Origin of the sequence: Streptomyces sp. NPDC058195 (assembly GCF_042883525.1) — a bacterium.
Lineage (GTDB): Bacteria > Actinomycetota > Actinomycetes > Streptomycetales > Streptomycetaceae > Streptomyces.
The window spans coordinates 1-24,075 of sequence record NZ_JBHVVM010000031.1 but is presented as its reverse complement, the minus strand read 5'-3'; the positions used below and the strand labels follow the sequence as shown (position 1 = coordinate 24,075).

General features: G+C 72.3%; 18 protein-coding genes and 2 pseudogenes. 14 read left to right on the top strand and 6 right to left on the bottom strand.

What is annotated here, in order from left to right:
* Positions 1–230: 230 nt before the first annotated feature.
* The 5 genes from ACFVWY_RS29745 to ACFVWY_RS29725 all read left to right on the top strand — a co-directional run bounded on the left by ACFVWY_RS29745 (position 231) and on the right by ACFVWY_RS29725 (position 7,100).
* Positions 231–1,559, top strand: coding sequence for a polyprenyl synthetase family protein (locus ACFVWY_RS29745; protein WP_389877810.1), 1,329 nt, complete (start codon positions 231–233; stop codon positions 1,557–1,559).
* Entirely contained in the window at positions 1,556–3,298 is a 1,743-nt protein-coding gene (locus ACFVWY_RS29740; RefSeq protein ID WP_389877809.1) for a phytoene desaturase, read from the top strand. Before ACFVWY_RS29745 ends, ACFVWY_RS29740 begins: the two co-directional genes overlap by 4 nt.
* Positions 3,295–4,323: a phytoene/squalene synthase family protein gene (locus ACFVWY_RS29735; RefSeq protein ID WP_389877808.1), complete on the top strand. Its 1,029-nt coding sequence runs from the start codon at positions 3,295–3,297 to the stop codon at positions 4,321–4,323. The genes ACFVWY_RS29740 and ACFVWY_RS29735 overlap by 4 nt, the downstream gene beginning before the upstream one ends.
* On the top strand, positions 4,320–5,327 hold the full coding sequence (locus ACFVWY_RS29730; RefSeq protein WP_389877807.1) for a DUF5914 domain-containing protein: 1,008 nt from the start codon (positions 4,320–4,322) through the stop codon (positions 5,325–5,327). The genes ACFVWY_RS29735 and ACFVWY_RS29730 overlap by 4 nt, the downstream gene beginning before the upstream one ends.
* 399 nt (positions 5,328–5,726) lie before the next feature.
* Positions 5,727–7,100 carry a cryptochrome/photolyase family protein gene (locus ACFVWY_RS29725; RefSeq protein ID WP_389877806.1) on the top strand — a complete coding sequence of 458 codons (1,374 nt, stop codon included), beginning with the start codon at positions 5,727–5,729 and terminating at the stop codon, positions 7,098–7,100.
* Between the two features lie 169 nt (positions 7,101–7,269).
* On the opposite strand, the gene ACFVWY_RS29720 is transcribed toward ACFVWY_RS29725, so the two are convergent.
* Positions 7,270–8,277: a MerR family transcriptional regulator gene (locus ACFVWY_RS29720; RefSeq protein WP_389877805.1), complete on the bottom strand. Its 1,008-nt coding sequence runs from the start codon at positions 8,275–8,277 to the stop codon at positions 7,270–7,272.
* Between the two features lie 203 nt (positions 8,278–8,480).
* Positions 8,481–9,077 carry an RNA polymerase sigma factor gene (locus tag ACFVWY_RS29715; RefSeq protein ID WP_389877803.1) on the bottom strand — a complete coding sequence of 199 codons (597 nt, stop codon included), beginning with the start codon at positions 9,075–9,077 and terminating at the stop codon, positions 8,481–8,483.
* Positions 9,078–10,044: 967 nt separating this feature from the next.
* Here ACFVWY_RS29715 and ACFVWY_RS29710 point away from each other — a divergent pair.
* Positions 10,045–11,169: a hypothetical protein gene (locus ACFVWY_RS29710; RefSeq protein ID WP_389877801.1), complete on the top strand. Its 1,125-nt coding sequence runs from the start codon at positions 10,045–10,047 to the stop codon at positions 11,167–11,169.
* A gap of 842 nt (positions 11,170–12,011) precedes the next feature.
* Positions 12,012–12,749: a dienelactone hydrolase family protein gene (locus tag ACFVWY_RS29705; RefSeq protein ID WP_389877877.1), complete on the top strand. Its 738-nt coding sequence runs from the start codon at positions 12,012–12,014 to the stop codon at positions 12,747–12,749.
* Between the two features lie 371 nt (positions 12,750–13,120).
* Here ACFVWY_RS29705 and ACFVWY_RS29700 read toward each other — a convergent pair whose 3' ends face one another.
* On the bottom strand, positions 13,121–13,714 hold the full coding sequence (locus ACFVWY_RS29700; RefSeq protein WP_389877800.1) for a TetR/AcrR family transcriptional regulator: 594 nt from the start codon (positions 13,712–13,714) through the stop codon (positions 13,121–13,123).
* A 116-nt stretch (positions 13,715–13,830) separates the two neighbouring features.
* On the opposite strand from ACFVWY_RS29700, the gene ACFVWY_RS29695 reads away from it, so the two are divergent.
* The 5 genes and pseudogenes from ACFVWY_RS29695 to ACFVWY_RS29675 all read left to right on the top strand — a co-directional run.
* Positions 13,831–14,805 carry a zinc-binding alcohol dehydrogenase family protein gene (locus ACFVWY_RS29695; protein ID WP_389877799.1) on the top strand — a complete coding sequence of 325 codons (975 nt, stop codon included), beginning with the start codon at positions 13,831–13,833 and terminating at the stop codon, positions 14,803–14,805.
* Positions 14,806–15,150: 345 nt separating this feature from the next.
* Positions 15,151–15,330 (top strand): hypothetical protein, encoded by a 180-nt coding sequence (locus ACFVWY_RS29690; RefSeq protein WP_389877798.1) that lies wholly within the window; start codon positions 15,151–15,153, stop codon positions 15,328–15,330.
* 21 nt (positions 15,331–15,351) lie between these two features.
* Positions 15,352–15,804, top strand: coding sequence for an ester cyclase (locus ACFVWY_RS29685; RefSeq protein ID WP_389877797.1), 453 nt, complete (start codon positions 15,352–15,354; stop codon positions 15,802–15,804).
* A pseudogene (locus ACFVWY_RS29680) lies at positions 15,786–15,971 on the top strand (hypothetical protein); the annotation flags it as partial. The gene ACFVWY_RS29685 and the pseudogene ACFVWY_RS29680, both read left to right, overlap by 19 nt.
* A 111-nt stretch (positions 15,972–16,082) precedes the next feature.
* A pseudogene (locus ACFVWY_RS29675) lies at positions 16,083–16,446 on the top strand (transposase); the annotation flags it as partial.
* A gap of 41 nt (positions 16,447–16,487) precedes the next feature.
* Here ACFVWY_RS29675 and ACFVWY_RS29670 read toward each other — a convergent pair.
* From ACFVWY_RS29670 to ACFVWY_RS29660, 3 genes are all read right to left on the bottom strand, one after another.
* Positions 16,488–16,715: a hypothetical protein gene (locus ACFVWY_RS29670; RefSeq protein ID WP_389877795.1), complete on the bottom strand. Its 228-nt coding sequence runs from the start codon at positions 16,713–16,715 to the stop codon at positions 16,488–16,490.
* A 212-nt stretch (positions 16,716–16,927) separates the two neighbouring features.
* Positions 16,928–17,650, bottom strand: coding sequence for a response regulator (locus ACFVWY_RS29665; RefSeq protein WP_389877794.1), 723 nt, complete (start codon positions 17,648–17,650; stop codon positions 16,928–16,930).
* The gene (locus ACFVWY_RS29660; RefSeq protein WP_389877792.1) at positions 17,647–18,864 is read right to left on the bottom strand and encodes a sensor histidine kinase; all 1,218 of its coding nucleotides are present in this window, start codon (positions 18,862–18,864) and stop codon (positions 17,647–17,649) included. Before ACFVWY_RS29660 ends, ACFVWY_RS29665 begins: the two co-directional genes overlap by 4 nt.
* A gap of 304 nt (positions 18,865–19,168) precedes the next feature.
* Between ACFVWY_RS29660 and ACFVWY_RS29655 the strand changes: the two genes are divergently transcribed.
* Positions 19,169–21,382, top strand: a complete 2,214-nt coding sequence (locus ACFVWY_RS29655; protein ID WP_389877791.1) for an MMPL family transporter — start codon at positions 19,169–19,171, stop codon at positions 21,380–21,382.
* A gap of 415 nt (positions 21,383–21,797) precedes the next feature.
* Positions 21,798–23,534 carry an alpha/beta hydrolase gene (locus ACFVWY_RS29650; RefSeq protein ID WP_389877790.1) on the top strand — a complete coding sequence of 579 codons (1,737 nt, stop codon included), beginning with the start codon at positions 21,798–21,800 and terminating at the stop codon, positions 23,532–23,534.
* Positions 23,535–24,075: the final 541 nt, after the last annotated feature.

The following is a 24,075-nucleotide window of genomic DNA, read 5'->3' as shown; positions in this document are numbered from 1 at the left end:
GGGGGCGGGCGGCCCGCCCCCCGCCCCCCCCCCCACCGACCGGTATTCCGGACCGGGCACCCCGGCGGATGCGGACCACGCCCGGGAACCGGGCGGCCGAACGGCACGGCGGGAGAGACGGATGCCCGGAATCGCCGCAATCACGTGGGACGGCCGCGCATCCGCCAGGCCCCTTCGCACAGAAGCAGCCGGATGACAGGAGCGGACAAGCCTGAAGGAAGGAACCCGGGATGCGTCCCACCCATGCGAAGGACCACACCGAGCCCCCGCCGTTCTGGCCGGGCGCCGCGGCGCCCGCAGCGTCATGTGCGCGCGTGCCGGTGCCCGGCGACGCGGAGAGACACGACACGGACGGGGCATCCCCCGCAACCGGTGGGAAACTTCCGGCCGACCCCGCCGAGGTGCACCGGTTCGACGCGGACGTGCCCGGAGCCGTCGGCCGGCTGCTCGTCCATGTGCTGGCGGAGCGCCTGAGCCGCGCGCGGCTGGTGGATCCCCAGTTCACCGGGGAAGTCGCGGAACGGATGACGCGCTTCACCGTCCAGGGCGGCAAGCGCACGCGGGCCCAACTGGTGTGGTGGGCCGCCAGGGCCTGCGCTGGCCGCGATCCGGCATCCGCGGCAGGGGCCCTGCGGATGGGAGCGGCCCTGGAACTGCTCCAGACATGCGCACTCGTGCACGACGACGTGATGGACCGGGCCACGCTGCGACGGGGCCGGCCGACCCTGCACACGGACCTGACCGCCGCGTATGCCGAGCGGACGGAGGCCAAGCGGGCCCGGAGATTCGGCCGGTCGGCGGCGGTCCTCGCTGGCGACCTGGCGCTCGCCTGGGCCGACGACATGGTCGCGGAGACACCGATGGAGCCCCGCACGGCGGCGGTGGTGCGGCGGGTGTGGAGCGATCTGCGCACGGAGATGGTGGCGGGCCAGTACCTGGACCTGCGAGGTCAGGTCACCGCCGTACGCTCCCTGCCCCGGCTGCTGCGAACCGCCCGGCTGAAGAGCGCCCTGTACTCGGTCGAACGGCCCCTCGCCCTGGGAGCCGCCATGGCGGGCGCCGACGAGATGACGACACGCCAACTGTGCGACGCCGGACGCTGCGCCGGTATGGCGTTCCAGCTGCGCGACGACCTCGGCGATGTCTTCGGTGACCCGGGGGAGACCGGCAAAGCGTGCGGTGAAGACATCCGGGAAGGCAAATCCACCTATCCCGTCGCGGTCGCCCGGGCGCGGGCCGAGGCCGCGGGCAACCGCACCGCGCTGTCCGTCCTGGACCGGTGGCTCGGCGAACCAGCTCTCACCGAGCGCGGTCTGGACGAGATACGGGACGTGCTGATCGCGACAGGCGCGCGCGCCACCGTGGAGACCAAGATCGACCGGCTCGCCGCACAGGCACTACGGCACTTCGACGCCGCCCCGCTCGACGCGGAGGCAGCCGGGCCGCTGCGCGGGCTGCTGCTCGCGACGGCCGGAGCACGGCCGGACGGGAGCACCGCCGGGCCCCGGCCCGCGCACGAAACGTACCGGGCCGACAGCGACGCGGGCAGGGACCGGTGACCCGAACCCTGCCCGGTCCCACGGACCACGTGGTGGTCGTCGGCGCCGGACTCGCCGGGCTGTCGGCGGCGTTGCACCTGCTGGGGGCCGGACGCCGGGTCACCGTCGTCGAGCGCGACGAGCTGCCCGGTGGCCGCGCCGGGCGCCTCGACCTGGCGGGGTACCGGATCGACACCGGACCGACCGTACTGACCATGCCCGACCTGGCCGACGAGGCGTTCGCCGCCGTCGGCGACAGCCTCTACGAGCGGGTCGAGCTGATCCCCCTGGACCCGGCCTACCGGGCGTGCTTCGCGGACGGCAGCAGCATCGACGTGCACACCGAGGCGGACGCGATGGCGGCAGAAGTGGAGCGGTTCGCCGGGGCGGCCGAAGCGGCGGGCTACCGGCAGCTGCGCACCTGGCTTCAGCGGCTGTACCGCGTTCAGATGCGCCGCTTCATCGACACCAACTTCGACTCACCGCTCGGCCTGCTCACCACCGACCTCGCCCGGCTGGCCGCCCTCGGCGGATTCAGTAGCCTGGACGCCCGGATCGGCCGGTTCCTCAGCGACGAGCGTCTGCGCCGGGTGTTCTCCTTCCAGTCCCTGTACGCGGGTGTGCCGCCGGCACGGGCGCTGGCCGCCTACGCCGTCATCGCCTACATGGACACCGTCGCAGGCGTCTACTTTCCCCGCGGCGGCATGCACGCCCTGCCGCGGGCCATGGCGGCGGCAGCCGCCGAGGCCGGCGCGGATCTGCGGTTCGGGCAGCGGGTGACCCGCCTCGAACAGTCCGGAGAGCGGATCACGGCCGTCGTCACCAGCGCCGATCGCATCCCGTGCGACGCGGTCGTCCTCACCACGGACCTGCCGGCCGCCTACGAACTGCTAGGGCACCGGCCTCGCAGACCGCTCGGGCTGCGCCACTCTCCCTCAGCGGTCGTGCTGCACCTCGGCACGGACCGCACCTGGCCCCACCTCTCCCACCACACGATCTCGTTCGGCGCGGCATGGCACGGCACGTTCCACGAACTCACCCGCGCCGGACGGCTGATGAGCGATCCGTCGTTGCTCGTCACCCGCCCGACCACCACCGACCCCGGCCTCGCACCGCCGGGCCGCCACCTGCACTACATCCTCGCCCCCTGCCCCAACACCGACATCGGGCCGGACCCGGCGGCCTGGTCCGAGCTCGGCCCGCGATACCGCGATGAGCTGCTGCGAGAACTCGACCGGCGCGGACTGGACGGTGTGGAAGCCGCCATCAAGGAGGAGTGCCTGATCACCCCGGCCGACTGGCACGCCCAAGGACACGCCGCCGGAACCCCTTTCTCGGCCGCCCACACCCTCACCCAGACCGGGCCCTTCAGACCACGCAACCTGGTGCGCGGCACGCAGAACGCGGTCCTGGCGGGCTGCGGCACGACCCCCGGCGTCGGAGTACCGACCGTACTGCTGTCGGGGAAACTGGCCGCAGCCCGCGTCACGGGAGTGCCCCGACGCGGAACCTCCCGGCCGCGCTCCTCAGCGGCCCGCCCCCCGGCTCCCGCCAGCCTCCTGGCCCCGTCCGCGTCCCGGCCCGCCGGACGCGGGCCGACGACCTCCCCTCCGGCCCGCAGGACCCCTCACACCCTCCCCGCCGCCGTGCGGGAGCCGCTGGCTCCCGCACCGAACCCACCAGCTGCCGCCGAGCCTCCTGAGGTACCGGCGAACCCAGTCGAACCCACAGACCCGAAGACCGAAGGCAGGACACGATGACCGATCGGGAACTGGACGCGGCGGGGATCACCGATCCGGCCCTGCGGACGGCCTACCGCCGCTGCCGCGACCTCAACGCCCGGCACGGCCGGACCTACTTCCTCGCCACACGACTGCTGTCCGTCGAACACCGGTCCGCCGTGCACGCCCTGTACGGCTTCGCCCGCTGGGCCGACGACATCGTCGACTCCCACAGCCCCGGCACCGAGGTGGAGGCGCGCCACCGCACGCTGACCCGTCTCCAGCAGGAGCTGGAGACAGGACTGCAACGCGGCCGAAGCCACGAGCCCGTGGTGCACGCTCTCGCCCACACCGCACACCGCTACGCCATCGACCCCGCCTACTTCCATGACTTCATGACCGCGATGCGCTCCGACCTGACCGTGACGGCCTACCCCACCTACGCGGACCTGAGCGGATACATGCACGGCTCGGCAGCGGTGATCGGCCTCGAAATGCTGCCGGTGCTGGGCACCGTGGTGCCCAGGGAGGAAGCCGTACCGTACGCCGCGGCGCTCGGCGTCGCCTTTCAGCTGAGCAACTTCCTGAGGGACGTCGGCGAGGACCTGGACCGCGGGCGCGTCTACCTGCCAGCCGACCTGCTCGCCTGCCACGGCGTCGACCGAGAGCTGCTGGTCCGGTGCCGGGCGGCGGAGCGCCCGGACCGTCGGGTCACCGCCGCGCTCAGGGAGTTCGAGGCCCTGACCCGCGGCGTGTACCGTGCCGCGGCACCCGGCATCGAGCTGCTCGAACCGGTGGCGCGGCCCTGCATCCGCACCGCGACCGTCCTGTACGGCGCCATCCTCGACACCGTCGCCCGTGACGGATACACCGTGCTGCACCGGCGGTCGGTGGTACCGCGCCGACGCAGAGCGGCGGCCGCCGCCGACGGGCTGGTCCGCCTGGCGGCGGCCCGGCTGCGTGCGCGGACGAGTCCCGTACACGGCTCGTCCGCCCGCTTCGGCCCCCGGCCCACCGGCGTGCTGCCGACGGCGGCCGCCCACCCGGCCGAGGAGGCCGCGTGAACCACCGCCGTCCGCCGCTGACGCTCCGCCGCCGCGCCGTGCCCTGGGAGGGGCAGCGTCCCACATGGCCCGATGCGCGGCCCGGGGTGATCGCCGGGGCGCTGGAACGCGCGCAGGCCCGCCCGTCGGGGAACTGGTACGTCGTCGGCGCGTCCCGTGCCCTGCGGGGCGACGGCAAGCTCGCCGTGACCGTGGCGGAGCAGGAGGTCGTCGTGTGGCGCGGACCCGACGGGCGCCCTGTCGGGGGACCGGGTATCTGCCCTCATCTGGGGGCCCCGCTGCGGGACGGCCCGGTGCGTTGCGGCACGTTGGTGTGCCGCTGGCACGGACTCGCCCTGGACGGCCGCCCGCACGCGGGCTGGTCACCGCTGCCGGTGCACGACGACGGGGTACTGGTGTGGGCACGGCTGGACGCGGCGGGCGGTGAGGAACCGCTGGACGCACCGGTCGTGGCACGGCGGCCGGAGCTCGCACGTGCCCTGACCGCCGTGTACACAGGAAGGGGCGTCTGCGAGCCCGAGGACGTGGTGGCCAACCGGCTCGATCCGTGGCACGGAGCGTGGTTCCACCCGTACTCGTTCGTCGACCTGACCGTGGCCGACGCGGCCGGCGACCCGGCGACCGCGGTGGACGACGCCCCGGACGCCCTGACCGTCGATGTGTCGTTCAAGATGGCGGGCCGACTGGTCGTGCCGGTCCGTGCCGTCTTCACCGCGCCCGGACCCCGCACCGTCGTCATGCACATCACCGACGGTGAGGGTGCCGGTTCCGTCGTGGAGACCCATGCCACGCCGCTCGGCACCGACAGGGCCGGCAGACCCCGCACCGCCGTCATCGAGGCGGTGATCGCCACCTCGCAACGTCCGGGCTTCACCGCCGCGCTCCGGGCCCAGCCCCTGCTGCGGCCCCTGGTACGCGCCGCGGCCGGGCGGCTGTGGCGGGACGACCTGGCCTACGCCGAGCGCCGCTGGCAGCTGCGGTCCACCGGCCGGTTTCCGGGGTGAGCGGGACACGGGGCCGCAAAGGCACCCCCGAACCGGCACCCAGCGGCGGGCCGGGACCACGAACGGGAGGCACCCCTTCGGACAGCGGGACGGTCCCCTCCCGGGCCCGAAGAACACCTCGGCGCCCAGCCACCGCGGTGCTCCGCGTGCGCGGCGACCGGGCATCGGAATGAACCTCAGCCTCCCCGAGGCCCTCCAGCACCTCCAGGGCCGCTCGCGCGCCACCGGCCGGAGCACCCTGGACCGAACCCGTACCGCGGTGACCTCGCAGACGTGGAGCCCCACCCGGCGCGGCAGCCCCGTACCCGAACGGAGCTGCTGGCGGCCTGCCGCATCCGCCGCCGGACCGCGGGGCGAAGCGGTCCCAGAGCGATCCCACCTGAAGCGGAAGTGAGCCCCATGCGGACCTCGATCGTCCTGTTCACCTGCGATCTGCGCCTGTCGGACCATCCGCCGCTACGAGCGGCCCTGGACGGCGGAGGCCGGGTGGTACCACTGTTCGTACGTGATCCGGCCGTGGACGCAGCGTGCTTCGCCGCGCCGAACCGGCGCGCCTTCCTCGCCGACTGCCTGCGGGACCTGGACGCCCGGCTGAGGGAGCGCGGCGGCCGGCTGGTACTGCGCGAGGGCGACACGGTCACACAGGTATGCCGAGTGGCCGCCGAGACAGACACCGACGAGGTGCACATGGCGGACGACGTGAGCGCCTTCGCCCACGCGCGCGAACGGCGGCTGCGCCGTGCGCTGGAAGCCGCCGGGCGGCGCCTGTACGTACACGACACGGTGAGCACGGCCGTGGCGCCGGGTTCGGTGACGCCAGCCGCATCCGACCACTTCGCGGTGTTCACACCGTACTTCCGGCGCTGGTCCGAACAGGGCCTGCGGGACGTGTGGGAGGCACCGCGTGCGATCACAGTGCCCGAAGAGGTGGGCTCCGTCATGCTGCCGGAGCGCGGACAGGTCAGCGAGACGTCGCCGGGGCTGTGCAGGGGCGGCGAGACGGAGGGCCGACGCAGGCTCACCGCCTGGCTGCGCTCCGGTCTGGACTCCTACGAGGAACGACACGACGACCTGGCCGGTGACGCCACATCCAAGCTCTCCCCCCATCTGCATTTCGGCACGCTGTCGCCGGTCGAGGCGGTACGCCGGGCCCGCAGGGCCGGTGGCCCGGGGGCCGACGCATTCGTACGGCAGATCGCCTGGCGTGACTTCAACCGGCAGGTCCTCGCCGCGCGCCCCGACGCCGCCGCGCGCGACTACCGCACACACGGCGACAACTGGCGCGTCGGGAAGAGCGTGGAGGCCGATGTCGAGGCGTGGCGGGAGGGCCTTACCGGCTACCCCGTGGTGGACGCGGCGATGCGACAGCTGCGCCACGAGGGCTGGATGCACAACCGGGGCCGCCTGCTGGTGGCGAGTTTCCTCACCAAGACGCTGTACGTGGACTGGCGGGTGGGCGCCCGGCACTTCCTGGACCTGCTGGTCGACGGCGACCTGGCGAACAACCAGCTCAACTGGCAGTGGATGGCCGGAACGGGCACCGACACCCGCCCCAACAGAGTGTTCAACCCCGTGACCCAGGGCAAGCGATACGACCCGGACGGGGACTACGTGCGGCGCTGGGTGGAGGAACTGGCGTGCGTGCAGGGGGGCGCCGTGCACGAACCGTGGAAACTTCCGGCACAGGAGCGCTCGAAGACCGGATACCCCGAGCCGATCGTGTCCCTGGCGGAGGGGCTGGAGCGCTTCAAGCGGGCCAGGGGGCGCTCCTGACACCCAGGCAGCGGCGAACCCGCCCGGCCCGGCACGGTGCCTCGCCACACTCCCCGCGTGTACGCCGCACAGGGGCGGCGCGCGGAGTGCTTCTCCCACGACAACGCCGACGACGCCGCCTCCGGCTGAACGCGGCCCGCGGTGAGAGGGCGCACCCCCGCGCGCCCTCTCACCCGGTCGCGCACAGCGCGCGTAACGCCCCCACCGCCTGGGCCAGTCCGGCGGGCCTGAGAACGCCCACGGGTACGGACGGGTTCCAGCCGGGTCCGCCCACCAGTACCGCCGGACCGCGCCGCATCCCCTTCATGCCCCAGCGCAGCCCGGCAACGTGCTGCGCCAGGGCCGGGGCCGCCCGGGCGCTCTCCTGAGCCCACAGGACGACCGCGGCGGGGCCGAGCCGGCGCACCGCCGCATCGAGCGCCTCGACGGGCACCGCTCCTCCGAGCATGCGCACCGGCAGGCCCTCCTGAGCGAGTGCCGCGTACAGCGCTTCCAAGGCCAGGGTGTGCTGTTCTCCGGGGACACAGGCCAGCAGGACGCATCCGGCCGCCGAGGACCCCACGGAGGGCGCGGGCAGTGTGCTGCGGCGCAGCACCGTGGAGACGTGCCAGGAGAGCAAGTGCTCCACCTCCACGTACTGGTTGCCGGAGGAGGCCCAGCGCCGGCCTACGGCGTGCAGGGTGGGAACCATGACGTCCTGCCAGGCGACCACCACACCGTGGCGCTCGACGACCGCGGTGAGCCGCTTCTCGAGCGCGGGGGCGTCCAGCCGCACGGCTGAGCGGGCGAGGCCGCGGCATTCCTGGCGTACGTCACCGAGAGGAAGTGCGCCAGCGGCCCGCGAACGCCCCCCGGGCGACGGGGGAGGGGAGGCGGTGGCGGATTCCGCCGTGGAGACCCGGTCCGCGGCACTGCTGCGGGCACAACGGGCCGCGTCGGCGGGCGGAATGCCGGCCGCCGTCAGGCGGCACATGTCCTCGACCGTGGCCACGTCCATCGCTGTCCAGCGCCGGTGCCCGCCCTCGGTGCGGGCGGTGGGCCCGATGCCGTAGCGGCGGTCCCAGGAGCGCAGAGTCATGGGTGAGACGCCGAGACGGTGTGCCAGCACCCCCGTGGCCAGACCGGCGTCGGGCGGGACGGAGGGCTGCGCGGCGGAGGGCTGCGCGGCAGAGTCCATGACGGTCAGTGTTCCTCTCTTCTGGTCTCCGGCGGACCGGAGCAAGGTCCGTACGCCCGGCCCGGCAGGAACCGGGTGCTCTGCCGCGCACCGGCCCGGCCGTGTCCGGGCCGGTGCGGCCCCGCGTGACGGGCAACGTGGCGGCCACCGGCCTCCCGGCCCCGCAAGCGGGGCCGCTCCGTCCTCGGACGGTGTGTGGAGCGTCAGTGTGCCCGTTCCCCGGCCGAGGCCTCCAGGCTGCGGGCCAGGCGCAGCAGCCCGCGCCGGACATGGCTCTTGACCGTACCCAACGGCCATCCAGTGGCGTGGGCGATCTGCGTCTGCGTCAGGTCGGCGTAGAAGACCAGGCACAGTACCCGCCGCTGGTCCTCGGGAAGGCCGCGCAGTTCCCGGGTGACGTCCACGCGGTTCACCACCGCGTCCTGTGCGCACAACAGGTCCGGCGGGCAGGACAGCTGACGGGCCGCCGCGACGGCGAGGTCCGTGCGCCGGGTCCGGGCGGACAGGGCATCGGCGATCTTGCGCCGCGCGATGCCCACGAGCCAGGCGGGCAGCGGCCCGCGGCCCGGGCAGTAGCCGTGGCGACCGCGCCAGGCGGCGAGGAACACCGTCTGGGTGAGGTCTTCGGCCTCCGCGCTATCACCCAGAGAACGCCGAGCCAGCGACAGCACAAGCGGCGCCCAGCGGCGGTAGACCGCCTCCATGCCGTCCTCGTCGCCGGCCGTGAAACGTAAGACCACGTCATTCTCCGGGTCCGCCACGGAGGGGGACGGGGGTTCGATCACGACGAGTGCGGTCATGCGGACTGCTCCTTCACGGGTGGCTCTCTGCCTCGCCGCCACATTCCGGCCCACCACCCGATGGCCACAACTCGCATCGAATCTGCATCGGATCAACCACCGTGCCCGCATGGACGGATGCACCCGCGCCGGGAGGAGTACAAGGCCCGGCAAGTCCTTCGGCGCCAGCGGAGCGGACACCGAACGCGACAGGGCCCGGCGCGCCGCGGACTGCTGGAGCGAGGTCCGCCAGGCCCTCCTGACCCGCGAACAGACCAGCGCCTGCGAGCGCTCCTTCCGTCAGGGGCACGCACGGCGGCCCCTGACGGCCGACGTTCGCCGACCGTCACGGGCTGGGCCTCGCCCACCCCGTGCGGCGGGAGCTCGAAGCCCTGGAACCGGGCGAACCCCAGCGCCTGGTCCCCGACGCCGTCACCCGGTATGCCGACCGTGACGCTTCGCCCGGCAGGTCGCCCGCGAGCAAGACCAACGCCACGCCCCGGCCGCCTTTCCGGACGGCTGGGACGTGGCGGCCGGAGGACCACGGCCGCAGGGCTGGACGGACGCCCGCGCACTCAGGCGGATACGGATACGGATGCGGATGCCGGTGCGGATGCTGGGTGCAGCGATACGAGCGGGAGCGGTCAGCGCCCACCGCGGACGCGTCGCCGACCACGGCAGCCACAACGCCGCACTCCTCGGTGAAGGCGCCGCCTTCTTCTCCTGGAGAACGCCGCCACGTTGCGATCACCGCTCGGCATCCTGATGGGTAAGTCCTCTACCCCTCGGCGGCCTTCGCTGTGCCGCGGAGCCCTGATGACCCAGGCGGCCTCTTGCCCAGGCGGCCTCGATCTGACCGGTCCCACGGTGGCCGGGGCGGCACGGGCGCGGCCGAAGAGCGCTGCGCGCAGGCGGACCGCACATCGCGCGGACGGTGTCCGAGGCACGTCGTAATCTTCCCTGGATCCGACTGCTCCGGGAGATTTGCATGTCCGCTCGTACCCAGCTCCGTGCCACCGTCCCCGCTCTCCTGCCTCCGTCTCAGGCCGGTCCACCGCAGATCACGGGGCTGCCGGGGTGCAGGATGCTCGTCCAGCGATGCGACGACGAGGTCGTGGCCCGCGCCCTGGACGACACCTTCGCCGCGCGCCCGGGGCCGGGCATCCGCTTCCCCGCGCCGTGGCCCCGTCACTGCGGAACCTGGGAAGTGGCCCCGGACGCGAGCCTGGCGGTCTTCGCCGGGGTTCATGCCGTGTGCGCGGTGGAGCCGTCGGGCGCAGTGCGCTGGGAGGTCCGCCACGGGTGCTGGTCCGGCGCGTGCCGGGAATCGCACGAGTCGTACGCCGAGTACGCCAGTCGGCAGGACCACCGGTACCCGGAGAGCGGATCCGTCGGCTTCTCCGCGGACGGCCGGCTCGTCTGGGCCCATGTGCGCGGCCCGTTGCCCGGGGGCGAGCTGAGCCCCGACACGGTCGACGAGTGGCTGGTCATCGACGCGGGGAGCGGGCAGGTGCGCGCGCGGGCCGACGCCGAAGCCGCGGCGGCAGGGAGCTTCCACCTTCCCCACCCTGCCGATCCCCACCAGATGGGGCTGAGCATCGGCGAAGGGCAGGACGGAGCACCATTGCGCTGGGGCAGGTGGGACGGGAACGCACTGGCCGTGGACTGTCTGGACGGCGATCTGTGCCTGCTGGACCTCAGCCCCTCGGGCGACCGGCTCATGACGGTCTCCCACGACCAGAACTCCCTCGCCGTACGGGATTCCCGTGGCTCCGTGGTGGCCGGGCTGGAGTGGGAAGCCGGGACGGTGATCCCCCCGAATCCCGGCGCTCCCGCCGACGACGAGGACGGGCCGGAGGCCTGCTGGGACTGGGCGGGCGGCTTTCTCGACGAGAACACCCTGCTCGTCTCGACCACCGAGAGCGACGACGAGTGGGGACAGGGCCGTCACTGGCTGGTCGACACCACGGGGCCAGGCGGATTCGTGCCGGTCGACTACCCCTTGCCGGTCTCCTGCGAGCCGACCGCACTGGGCGGCGGCGCCTGGACCACGCTGTCCCCGGGCCGCGACGTCCTCCACGTCTGGGAGCTGGACGGGCCGGAAGAAGGCTGATCCCAGCCGGACTCGCACACGTCGACCGGAGCCTGTACCGGCCGGAGGCGCCTGTGCACCGTCAGGGCCAGCAGGCGAGTCGTACCGCCGGGCTCAGCAGGATCACCCGGAGGCGTGAGCCCCCGGTGCTGCTGATCCACCGGTTGCCCAGGCCAGTGGTCATGGGCAGCCCGTCCCAGACAACGGCACCTCTTCCCGCGCGACAGCCGCGGGGAGGAGGCCCCCTCGTATCCCGGAACCGGCGGTCGCGCGGAAGGGCACACGTGCCGGTATGGCGCGTGAGCGGGCGCAGCGGCTGGCCGTGGTGGACCGGACGCGAGGGATCGTGAACGGGTACGCGCCGATGAAGGCCACAGGACGCGGGCAAGAGGCCGCCGCACGGGCTCATCAAGCAGGGAGCGGCCGACGGGTCCTGACGGCCCGGCAGGCGGCGTACCTGGACCATGGTCAGCAGATCCGCAACGGGATGGCGCACGGCCAGCTCGTCCGGCGGATCCACCGGACCACCCGGCTTGTTGGCACCCAGCCGCAAGACAGGCCCGATGGCAGGAGCGTGCGACGTGAAAGCCCGGCAGTGACCCTGGCACACCAGCCTGTGCCAGGTGCCGCGCTCCGTCAGAGGCGCCCCGCAACCGGCGATGTCATGAGGGCTGCCACTGCGGCCGGACCGGTGGCCTCTCTCACCTTCGACAAGGTGGCCCCGACAGTCCGCACCGAGGTGAACGCCTCGGTCTGTACGGGCATCCACGACGCATGAGCGCTGCTCAGCGGGCCTGTTCTGCCAGCGGCAGAACACCGCCGGACCGAGTCCGACGATCACTACAGTCCGTCTCATGACGACGATGACGACGATCACGACGCGTACGGTCGAGTACCCGGCTGACGGTCTGACGATGACCGGGCACCTCGCGCTCCCGGCCGGTGCCGGCCGTCGGCCCGGGGTGCTGCTCGGGCCGGAGGGCACCGGGCTCAGCGACGTCGAGCGCCGCCGGGCCGATGCTCTCGCCGAGCTGGGGTATGTAGCGCTGGCCTTCGATCTTCACGGCGGGCGCTATGTGAGTGACCCCGAGGAGATGCTGGCCCGTTGCATGCCACTGCTCGCTGATCCCGGCCGGATGCGGGGCATCGGCCACGCGGCGCTCGACGTGTTGCGCGCCGAACCGCGGACCGACCCCGACCGGATCGCCGCCGTCGGCTACGGAACCGGGGGCGCCGTCGGGCTGGAACTCGGACGCGACGGCGTCAGCCTGCGCGCGATCGGGACAGTCAACGCACTGACCACGGGCCGACCGGGCGAAGCGGCGCGCATTCGCTGCCCGGTGTGGGCCGGGGTCGGGTCGGAAGACCCGATCATGCCGCCCGCGCAACGGAACGCGTTCACCGCTGAGATGCAGGCCGCGGGAGTCGACTGGCGCCTCACGGTCTACGGCGGCGCCTTGCATGCCTTCCACCACCCGCCGGTCGGCCACCCCGTGGTCCCCGGCGTCGGCTACCACCCGCGGCACGCGCAGCGAGCCTGGCGCGACGTCGTCGACCTGCTCGCCGAGTGCCTGCCCGTGACGGAGGATCTGGGGGCGTGATCCGGGCAGGCGTGCTGGCGCCAGACCTGGCCGGCGTCGGGCACTGACCGTCCACTCCTCTCAAGTCCGCCCAGTAGAACCGCAGTCGGTCGTGTGCTCGATCGCGAAGACGCTTTCGCGCCTGCCGCAGCGAATGCCGGATGTGCCGCGGCAGAGCCCCTACGGTGATCACCGCGACCTGCGGCGGACCGGTCCAGCCGCCGGGGCGAGGTGCGCGCCTTCACTGCGGCGGTGCCGGAAGGGTGGGACGGCGCTACGGGCCGACGCCTCCCGCGCGGCCCACCGCGAGCCCATGGCTCAGCTCAACCGATCCGCTCTGCCCGCTCGACTCTCCGGTCCGGGGCCTGCGCGGCGCGGCCCCTGGCAGGCCGTCATTCCTCCAGCACGCCGGTGACCAGCAGCCGCAGCGACCGTGCCAGCCGCTGGGTCTCGCCCTGCCCCAGCAGGTGCACGATCGGCCCGTTCTGCAGTGAGCCAAGCAGGACATGCGCGAGCAACTCGGCGTCCAGGGCGGGACGTTCCTCGGTGATCAGCGCGCTGATGTGGCCGTGCCAGAGCCCGTAGACGGAATGCTGTTCCCGTGAGTCCTCCTGGACGTCGCGGGGGACTGCCGCGGCCTCGCCGAGAGCGGCCAGCAGACCCTTGTTCCGGCCGACCACGTCCACGACCGCGTCGAGGAAGGCCAGCAGCCGCTGCCTGGGAGGGGCGCCCGGTCCCAGCGGCGGCGGGCCGTCCGTGACCGCTTCGTGCAAGGCGTGCGCGCGTTCCAGCATCAGCTCTCGCATCAGGCCCGCCCGACTGCCGAAACGGTGGAACACCGTGCCCTTCCCGACCCCGGCCGCGGCGGCGATGCGCTCCATCGAGACCTGCTCCGGCGGGTGTTCGGAGAGGAGGCGCTCGGTGGCCGTCAGGATCGCGCGCCGATTGCGTGCCGCGTCGGCGCGTTCGCGGCGGCCTTCCGTCATCAGCTCTCTCCTCGCCCAGGGGCCATGACCCGTAGTCAACTGGACCGGCGGTCCAGTACGGTTGAATTGGACCGCTGGTCCAGTTTAGAACACCACCCCGTTAGAGGAGATCTGTCATGCGACGTATCCGCTACCACTCCTACGGAGGCCCCGAGGTCCTCACCCTGGAGGAAGCCCCCGTTCCCGTCCCGGAGGCGGGACAGGTGCTCATCCGGGCCGAGGCGATCGGCGCGAACTTCGTGGATACCCAGCTCCGGCGCGGCATGGCCCAGGCCGAGCTCTACTCCCGGCCCTTACCCAGGTCCCTCACCGGCGACGTGGTGGGCACGGTCGAGGCCGTCGGGCCGAACGCCGATCCGGTCCTGATCGGGCAGCGGATAGCCACGGCCTCCGAGGACGCGTTCTGCGACCTCGTCCTCGCTGACGCCCAGCACCTCGTCCCCGTACCCGACCGGCTCGACGCGGGCACAGCCAGCGCACTTCCGATGGCGGCACCGGTGGCCCTGGGCGTGCTGCGCGCCGGGCGGCTGACGCGGGGCGAGACCGTACTGGTGCACTCCGCCGCGGGCACCATCGGCCATCTCGCCGTGCAGCTCGCGAAGATTCTGGGCGCGGGCAGGGTCATCGCCACGGCCGGCACGGCCGCCAAGCTGGACTTCGCCCGCGCCCACGGTGCCGACACCGGCGTCAACTACACCGACGAGGACTGGCCGGAGCAGATCCGCGCGGCCGCACCCGGCGGCGTGGACGTCGTCCTCGACGCGGTCGGCGGCGAGATCCTGCACCGCAGCCTGGACGTACTGGCCCCCTACGGGCGTCTGGTGACGTACGGAGCCGCGAGCGGCGAGCTAGGCAGCATCCCCGTCACCAGCCTCTTCGCCCTGAGGTCCGTCACCGGGTTTTCCCTCCTGGCCGCGCATGCGGCCGACGCCGAGCGCACCGCGAGGGAGCTGGCTGAACTGACCGAGTACGTGACCCAGGGGCTGCTGCGCACAGCGGTCCACGCCCGGTTGCCACTGACCGAGTCCAGTGAGGTGCACCGGCTGCTGGAGAGCCGTGCGCCACTGGGCCGCGTACTGGTCGCCCCGTAGGACCAGACACAATTCTCTGACGCCTCCACCTGCCCGCCACCGGCGGCCGGCCGCCCTGACAGGTGGTCGGCCGTCGGCGGCGGGCACGTCAGTGTCGTCATTTCCCGGTACGGGCACAGCACGGCACCACGCCTCACCCGAAACCCTGGTCACGGCCCTCATAAACCCCATCGAATGCAACCCCCCGGGGGGCGCAAGGTGAACGTTTCCCCCGGCCCGATCTCCGCGCCCCCAGACCGGCACCGCCACCTGCCGCGCCCACACCCACCGCCAGGCCACCGACCTCCTGACCACCGACATCACGGTCATTAACGCCACCTGCACATCGGGCGGGAAGCCGGGGCCGTGGTCGCGGACGTGAATCCGTATCCGGATCTCGACAGCGCCGTCGCCGTACTGGAGGGCGCTGGTGACCAGGCTGGCCGCCGCGCGTTCCAGACGATTCGGCCCGGCCACCGCATTCCGGGCCGCGCCCGCTTCGGACGCGGCCACCTCGTCGAACGCCCCGAGGCTCACGCGGCATGAACAGGATGCCAGAATTGTCCGATGACCAGCGCTAAAGACACAGTCCACCAGTTCCTGCTGCAGGTGCGATCGGGGCTGCACCCCGGCCAGGCCGACCGCTTCATGGCCAGCCGGGTCCACGCCCACCAGATCGTCTCGGAGGCGCCGGTGGTCGTGGAGCGAACACCGCGGCAGTACGCCGAGCACGTCCAGGAGATGCTCGACGCCTACGGCCCCTTCACGCTGACCGTGGACGAACTCATCGCCGACGGCGATCGTGTCTACGCCCGCTGGACGCAGACCGGACGACATGTCGGATCCATCGATCACTTTCCGCCGACCGGTGCGCAGATCACCGCGATGACCAGTGCGGTCTATCGAGTCGAGGACGGCCTGATCGCCGAGTACTGGATTCAGATCGACCGGCACGGAATCACAGCCCAGCTGGAGCGAGCCGCCGCCCGGCAGGACCGCGGCTCAAGCACCGCGACCTGAACCTGCCCAGGCGCTACAGCTTCACCACCATCGTCCCGGCCGCTGGCGCCCCGCACCCGCTGCGCGGCCCGGACGCGGTGGGGGCCGGGCAAGGACGGCGACGGCGGGACGCTGCGGTGAGCCCGGCCCGCCGGGCTCCACCGCGGCACTGCCGCAGGCGGCGCTGACGGCCGGGAGGAAGAGGCGCTGCGCCTGATGGCCAGCGGTCTGTCCGACCCGGAGATCGCGCAGTCGTTCACGGTGGGCCTGGAGACGGTGAAGACGCGCGTCGGGAACGCCTGACGTCCATGCCGGGCGTCGGCGTCAGGACCGGGGCCCGGATCCTGATCGAGGTCGGCGACGGCAGCACCTTCCCGACCGCAGGCCACCTCGCCGCCTACGCCGGGCTTGCCCCGGCAACCCGCAGCTCCGGGTCCTCGATCCGAGGCGAACAACCCTCCCGGAGGGGAAACAAGCAGCTCAAGAGGGCTTTCTTCCTCTCCGCATTCGCCGCGCTGGGCGACCCGGCCTCCCGGACCTACTACGACAGGAAGACCGCCCAGGGCACACACCACACACAGGACCTGCTCTGCCTGGCCAGACGCCGGGGCCGACGCCCTGTTCGCCATGCTCCGCGACGGAACCTTCTGCGAACCCCGGACATCCGGAGCGATGCAACGGCACCAAGCCCCGTCAGCGAGCCCCTACATCTGGTGGACCTCCACGGAGAACCCTTCTGCCCATACGGAGTTCAGGTGCTCCGCATGCGCACCCAGCCATTGGCGCGTGCCAGAGAACTGTGCTGTCAGTTCGACGAGCACGTAGTCCTCGGCACCATCTGTCGGCCCACCACAGACACAGCAACGCAGGCGCTCGCTCACCACGCCCGTCCACTCCGGTCCGTCCCCGCCCACTGCCTCATCCGCATCCACGGAACACATCGTTCCAGACGCCCTGAACCAGCACCCTTTCACCTTGACCAACGAGATAGGGGCACCCCCGGGCAGGCCCGGTTACGGGAACTCGGGGAGTTACCCGCCCCGTGGCGGGAGCCGGCCGTGCAGGAGTCCCGGGAGGCCCTGACGATGGCCCGGCCCTCCTCGACACCACCCTGTGCAAGCGGTGAGCGCACCGGCTGGCCCGGCTATGCGGCGTTTTCGTCGCCAGGCGGGTTGGCGGTTGCCGCGCGGGCGGTGACCAGGCCCGATTCGTAGGCCGCGATGACCGCCTGGGCGCGGTCACGGACGTCGAGCTTGCCGAAGATGCTGGTGATGTAGTTCTTGACCGTGGAGACGCTTATGTCCAGGGTGCGGGAGATCCCGGTGTTGTCGAGACCGGTGGCCATCAGACGCCACACCTCGACCTCCCGGGGCGTGAGTCCGGCCAGGTCGGTGGGGAGTGGCTGCGACGCGCTGTGAGGGGCCCGAACATAGGTGGAGATCAGCCGGGTCAGCAGGCGTGGCGCGACGACGGCCTCGCCTGCGTGGACCGTGCGGATCGCCGCGCTCAGGTCCTCCGGCGAGCTGTCCTTGGGCAGGAACCCGTAAGCTCCGGCGCGCAGGGCGCCCACGACGTACTCGTCCATGTCGAAGGTGCTGAGGGCCAGGACCCGGCAGCCGGGCACGGCGGCGGCGAGTTCCCCGGTCGCGCCGACCCCGTCGAGGACGGGCATGCGGATGTCCATCACGACGACGTCGGGGCGCAGCCGGCGGGCGAGGGCGACGGCCTGGGCGCCGTTCTCGGCCTCTCCCACGACCTCGAAGGACGGGTCGGGGGAGAGGATCAGCGACAGGCCGCGCCGGACCAGCGGCTGGTCGTCCGCGATCAGTACCCTGATCCTCGGTGCGCTCGGTCGGTTTCCGTTCATCGATGTGCCCTCTCGTGCTGGACGGCCGCGTCGTCCGTGGTCAGCGGCAGGTCGGCGACCACGGCGAACCCCCCGTCGGCCAGCGGGCCGACGCTGAGGGTGCCGCCGTGCAGGGCGACGCGCTCGCGCATGCCGATCAGGCCGTAACCACCCGGGCCCACCGCCGACGCCCCCTCCTGCGGCGGTGCGCTCCCACCATCGTCCCGCACTTCGACGGTGACCCGATCCTGGCGATACGTCAGCTGTACGGACGCGCGGGCGGGCCCCGCGTACTTGCGGGCGTTGGTGAGGGCTTCCTGGATGATCCTGAACACCGTGAGGCCGACGGTCGGCGGCAGCGGACGCTGAGGCCCGTGGACGCTGAACTCGGTCGGCAGTCCCGCAAGGCGGGATTCGGCCACCAGACGGTCGAGGTCGTCGACGCCCGGCTGGGGCTGCGACGGCGCGGACTCCGGTTCGTCACCGGCCCGCAGCACATCGAGGAGCTGGCGCATCTCGCGCAGGGCGAGCCGCCCGGAGGACTCCAGGGTGACCAGGGCGTCCCGGACCACCTCCGGCCGGGCGAGGTTGGCCCGGGCTCCGCCAGCCATCAGCTGCATGGAGGTGATGTGGTGGGCCACGATGTCGTGCAGCTCCCGTGCGATGCGGCGGCGTTCGTCGGCCACCGCACGGTCGGCGAGAAGTCTGCGGTTCGCCGCCACCTCCCGCTGCCAGCGGTTGACCGCCATGGCGGTGCCGACGACGATCAGGGCGGAGAGGGGCGTGACAGCGGCATCCTGCCAGGGCGGAATCCGGCCGTGGCTCTGGCTCAGCAGCGTCAGCGACACCGTCGCGACGGCCGCGACCGCTGTCACCCGGCCGCCGCGGGCCCTGGCGACCGAGTACAGCGCGACCAGCAGGACGGCACCGAAGTGCCTGGGCAGCGGCGCGGTCAGGGTGGCCGTCGTATCGAGTGCCAGTACGGCAGCGAGCGCCACCACCGGGTGGCTGCGCCGGACGAGCAGCGGCAGGGCTGCCAGCGCGACGAGGAAGAACCCGGCCACGCTCACGGCGTACCGGCCGTCGGGGTCGTCGAAGAACACGTAGCTGAGCAGGTTCATCGCGCAGGCCCCGCCGGTCACGAGTGCGTCGTTACGGGACCACGGCGGCCCGGCGCTGTCGATGCCCAGCGGCTCCCGGGCATCGCCGGGCCCGATGTGTCGCCGCGTGCGCATGCCTGTTCTCCCTGTGTCCGGCCTCCCTGCCCTCGGCACAGGGTTTCACAGCAGCCGCAGTGGCCGCGCCGCCGACGGCAGTTCGCAGCCCGTGACCAGGATCAGGACCCGGATCAGGACCAGGACCATGACCCGGATCGTGACCAGGCCCTGGGTCCTGGTCCCTGGCCGGGGCAGGACCCAGGGCCCAGGCCAGGATCATCCGTGGCCAGGACGCTTCCCGGCCCCTCGGGGTGATCGTCTGGATACCGGCCGGGAGCCCCCGGCAGACGTCCGCATCCAAGTCCGTCCGCCGGAGGACATCGTGATCCGCGCCCTGACCGGATACTCCACCAGACACCCGTGGAAAGTCATCGCCCTCTGGGCGGTGCTGGGTGTCGTGCTGAGCGCCCTGGCCCCGACACTGATCGGCCGCGTCACCCAGAACCAGACCGGGGATTTCCTGCCCGGGAGCTACGACTCGGCCGCCGCCCTGGAGATCGCCGAGGAGCAGTTCGGGGCGAACCCCGACGCCACCACCGTGACGATGCTGGTCGCCCGGTCCGACGGCAAGGCTCTCAGCCCCGCCGACCAGAAGCGGGTCGAGGCCGAGGCGGCGAAGCTGGCGCAGCGCCGGGTGATGATGCCCAGGCAGGACGACGGACCGACATTCCTGGTCCCGGACCGCTCCCAGACACCCCGGATCGCCCCGGCGATGGTGGCACCCGACCGGAGCTTCGAACTGCTCTCCGCCGAGTTGACCGGGAACCCTGCGGACCAGGGGGTCCAGGGCGTCTACCGGGCCTTCCGGGACGCCGCCCGGACACAGTTCTCCGAGGCGGGGATGCGCACCGGCTTCACCGGAAGTCTCGCCGGGACCGTCGACACCGCCGATTCCCACGAGACCGCCGCGAAGGTCGGGGGCGCTCTCCTCATGGGGCTCATCCTGCTGATCAACGTGCTGGTGTTCCGCAGCGTGCTGGCGGCCCTGCTGCCGCTGGTCGCGGTAGCCATGATCATCGGCGTGGCGGGGGGAGCCGTCGCGGGTGCCGCGCTGCTCACCGGGCGCAAGCTCGACGCGGGCACTCCTGATCTGATCAGCGTGGTCCTGCTCGGCATCGGCATCGACTACCTGCTGTTCCTGCTGTTCCGCTTCCGCGAGCAACTGCGCGCCCGGCCGGAGCAGTCCGCCCGCGAGGCGGCCGGGCAGGTCTCGGGCCGGGTGGGCACCGCGATCACCTCGGCGGCGCTGACCATCGTGGCCGCGTTCGCCACGCTGGGCGTGGCGGCCTTCGGCCAGTTCCGCTCGCTGGGCCCCGCCATCGCCGTCGCGGTCCTGGTGATGCTGCTCGGCAGCCTCACCCTGCTGCCAGCGCTGCTCGCGGCCGCCGGGCGCAAGATGTTCTGGCCCTCCAAGGCCCTTGACGAGGAGTCCGGCGGAGGCCGTGCCGCCCGCTTCGGGGCTCTGGTCGCACGACGGCCACTGACGATGGTGGCCGCCTCCGCCGCCCTGCTTGCCGCGCTGGCCGCCGGGCTGATCGGGATCCGCATGGAATACGGCCAGGTCAACGGCGCTGCCAAGACCCCCGCGGCGGCTACCGCGACCGAGATATCCCGTGCGCTGCCGGCCGGAGTGTCGGACCCGACGAGCGTCTTCGTCACCGCCACGGACGGCGGCACCCTCACCGCAGGCCGGCTCGACGGCCTCTCCCGTGCTCTCACCCAGGTCAAGGGCGTGGGCCAGGTCGCACGGACCGTCCTGAACAAGGACCACCGCGCCGCCCGGATCGACCTCTACCCGACCGCGGACCCGCAGAGCCAGCAGGCCCGCGACCTGGCCTCCGGACCCGTGCGGGCAGCGGTCACCCAGCACACACCTGCCGGAACGACGGCACACGTGGGCGGAACAGCGGCGATCTACGCCGACATCTCCACCGCCGTCGACCACGACCTGAAGACCGTGTTCCCGGTCGCGGCCGCACTGATCGCGCTGATCCTCCTGCTGCTCCTGCGCAGCCTGCTCGCACCGGTGATCCTGCTGCTCTCCGTCGGGCTCGGCTTCGCCGCCACCCTCGGTGCCGCCACCCTGCTGTTCCAGCACGGCCTCGGCAAGCCGGGCGTCAGCTTCTCCCTCCCGCTCGTCCTGTTCCTGTTCGTCGTGGCACTGGGCACCGACTACAACATCCTGATCAGCGACCGGATCCGGGAGGAAATGCAGCGGCCTGGCCCGGCCCGCGCCGCCGTTGCCCGCGCGCTGCGGCACACGGCACCGGCCATCGCGACGGCCGGACTGGTCCTCGCCGCCTCCTTCGCCTCGCTCGCCACGACCCCGGGCAACGAACAGATCGCCTTCGCGATGACGCTCGGAATCCTGCTCTCCGCGCTCGTCCTCTCGCTGGTGCTGGTCCCCGCCTTTGCCGCACTTCTCGGACGAAGCATCTGGTGGCCGGTCCGCCCACGGCCCACCAAGGGCGGCCACCCGCAGCACCGTGCGAACGCACCTGTCCCGGAACCCGGCCGGGTCATGATGGCGGACTGACCGAACCGCTCAGGTGACCCGCGAGCACCCCATCGGTCCGGCATGGCCTCGCATGGCTGAACGTGCGCACCCGTGACAGGCACCAGACGTTCCAAGAGCCGCCAGAAACACTCTGGAAGACCACGGGAAATCTTGAAATCGTGCCCAGCCCAGGCAGGTCCGCCCTGATCGATATCCGGCGAAGCGGTTGAGCCGGACAGCCAGGCAGCCAGGCAGCCAGGCAGCCAGATAGCCGGACAGTCAGATAGCCGGGCAGCCGGGCAGCCGGGCAGCCGGACAGCCAGAACAAGATCTTGATCGGACTTCTGGATTCACAGCGACGAGGGCGTCCGGTACCGAGCCGAAGCCGGCTTCCGCGCTGCCCTGGACACCGCGTTTTGCGCCACCGGCCGTACCCACCAACCCAAGGACACCCGTGACCATCCTCAGCCCCACCACGCGGCGCGCCTATGCCGCGAGCCTCACCCTCGCCGCCTGCCTCATCACTTCCCCCACCCTGGCCTCAGCTTCAGAGGCCCCCGCCAAGAACGGAACCGGAGCCGGGCTCGACCAGTACTACCGGCAACACCTCGGCTGGGGCAGCTGCGTCACGGGCCCCGCCGACACGATGGGCCGCGATCTGGACAAGGCCGGTGTGCAGTGCGCGGACGTCACCGTGCCGCTCGACTACGCCCACCCCGCAGGGCGCACGATCACCCTCGCGATATCCCGGCTCAAGGCCACTGACACCCACCACCGCATCGGATCGATCCTGCTGAACAACGGCGGGCCAGGCGGACCTTCAGTCCAGTCGCCGCCGGACGTCCGCAAGGCGATGAGAGACGTCGGCGCGCGCTACGACATCGTCGGCTTCGACCCGCGCTTCGTCGGCCGCAGCACCCCGCTGGACTGCGGCTGGCCCGTAGGCACGTCCTGGTTCTCGGCCGGCACCAGCCGGGCAGGCTTCGACCGCCAGGTCGCCCTGCAGAAGGGGCTTGCCAGGAAGTGCCGCACCCGTGACGCCTCAGTGCTGCCGTACATCAGCACCCGCAACACGGCCCGTGACATGGATGTCGTCCGTGGCGCGCTCGGCGAGCGGAAGATCTCCTACCTCGGCTACTCGTACGGCACCTACTTGGGCACGGTCTACACCCAGATGTTCCCCGGCCGCTACGACCGCGTCGTGCTCGACGGCGCGGTTGCCCCCGCCGACTACGGCCCCCGCCTGACGAAGGGCACCGAGCGCGCGAGCGAGAAGGCGCTGTCCGCCTGGGCCGCGTGGGCGGCGGACCGAGACGCCGCCTACGGCCTCGGCCACACCCGCGCCCACGTGCTCACCACCGTCGACCGCGTCCTCGAAGCGTCCGCCCGCGGTCCGCTGACCGTCGGCACCGGCTTGGACGCCTTCCGGATCGACGACACCCAGGTGCCAGTCCTCCTCTACTCCAGCATCGGGGACGACACCGATCCGACCCGGGCGTTCCTCGCCGAGCAGCTGGCCGTGCTGAGCAGGGCCGCACAGGGCACGGCGCCGACGCCGCTCTCGCCGGAGTTCGCCGCGACGCTGCGCTACCTGCTGCACGGCGCGGCCGAACCGTCGGGAGTGCAGGCCGCGATCCTCTGCGGGGACGTGGCCGCCCCGCGCGACCCCGAGGTCTACTGGCGCGACATCGAGCGCAGCCGGGCCGCGCACCCGGTGTTCGGACCGATGACCAACAACATCGGCCCCTGCGCCTTCTGGGACCGCCCCCACGAGAAACCCACCCAGGTCCGCAGTGACGCCCCCGTACTGATCGTGGCCGCCACCGGCGACCCCCGCACCACCTACAAGAGCAGCATGACCCTGCACGAGCAACTGCCCAGCTCCAAGCTGCTCACCCTCAACGGCGCCAACCGGCACGCCCTCTTCGGCCGCTACGGCAACGCCTGCGTGGACGACGAGGTCAACAGGTACCTGGCTACCGGCAAACTGCCGACGGAGAATCAGACCTGCGGCAAGCGCGGCGGTGAGGCTTCTTCGTCGGATGGGATGACGACGAAGGTGCTGTCCGCGCCGATGGGGGCGTCGACCAGCATCAACACCGCGGCGATCACGGGTGCGGCTGCCGTGCTGATCGTCGCCGGTGGCACCGCCGCCGCAGTACGCCGCCGCACGACCCGCCACGCCGCCTGAGCGGAACCGGAGCAGCCCGAAGGCGGCATCCCCCTGCGGGGTGCCGCCTTCCGCCAGCGTCTGGCCCACCGTCATCCGCCCCAGCCCCCTGACCACTCCCAGCATCCGGACCTCGGAATCGGCCAGTGTGTCCCTGCCGGGCGGGCGGATCACGTGATGCCGAAGTACCGCGCCCGCCAAGTACGCCGCGCCCCGAAGTGCTCCAGTGCGCCGCGGCTCTCGCAGCCGCTCTCCAGCAGTCCCCGGGGACGCCCACGTAGCCGAGTGCGGCCAGCGCCCGCTCCGCGATGGCGAGGCCGGCGAGGTCCAGTACCCCTTCCTCGCGGGCCTCTTCCGTACCGGGGAAGGCCCCCGGGCCGTCGGCGCAGACCTCGGCGAGGGAGCCGGACTCACCCACGCGGACCACGAGCGGACGGCCGGGCTCAGCCGGGTGTCCCTTCCCTAACCCCTAGGAGTTGTCGTCAAAGTGTCAGGCCCACATCAGGATTGATGCGAGGGTGACGGCCGCTTTGTAGGACTGGGCGGTCTTGTCGTAGCGGGT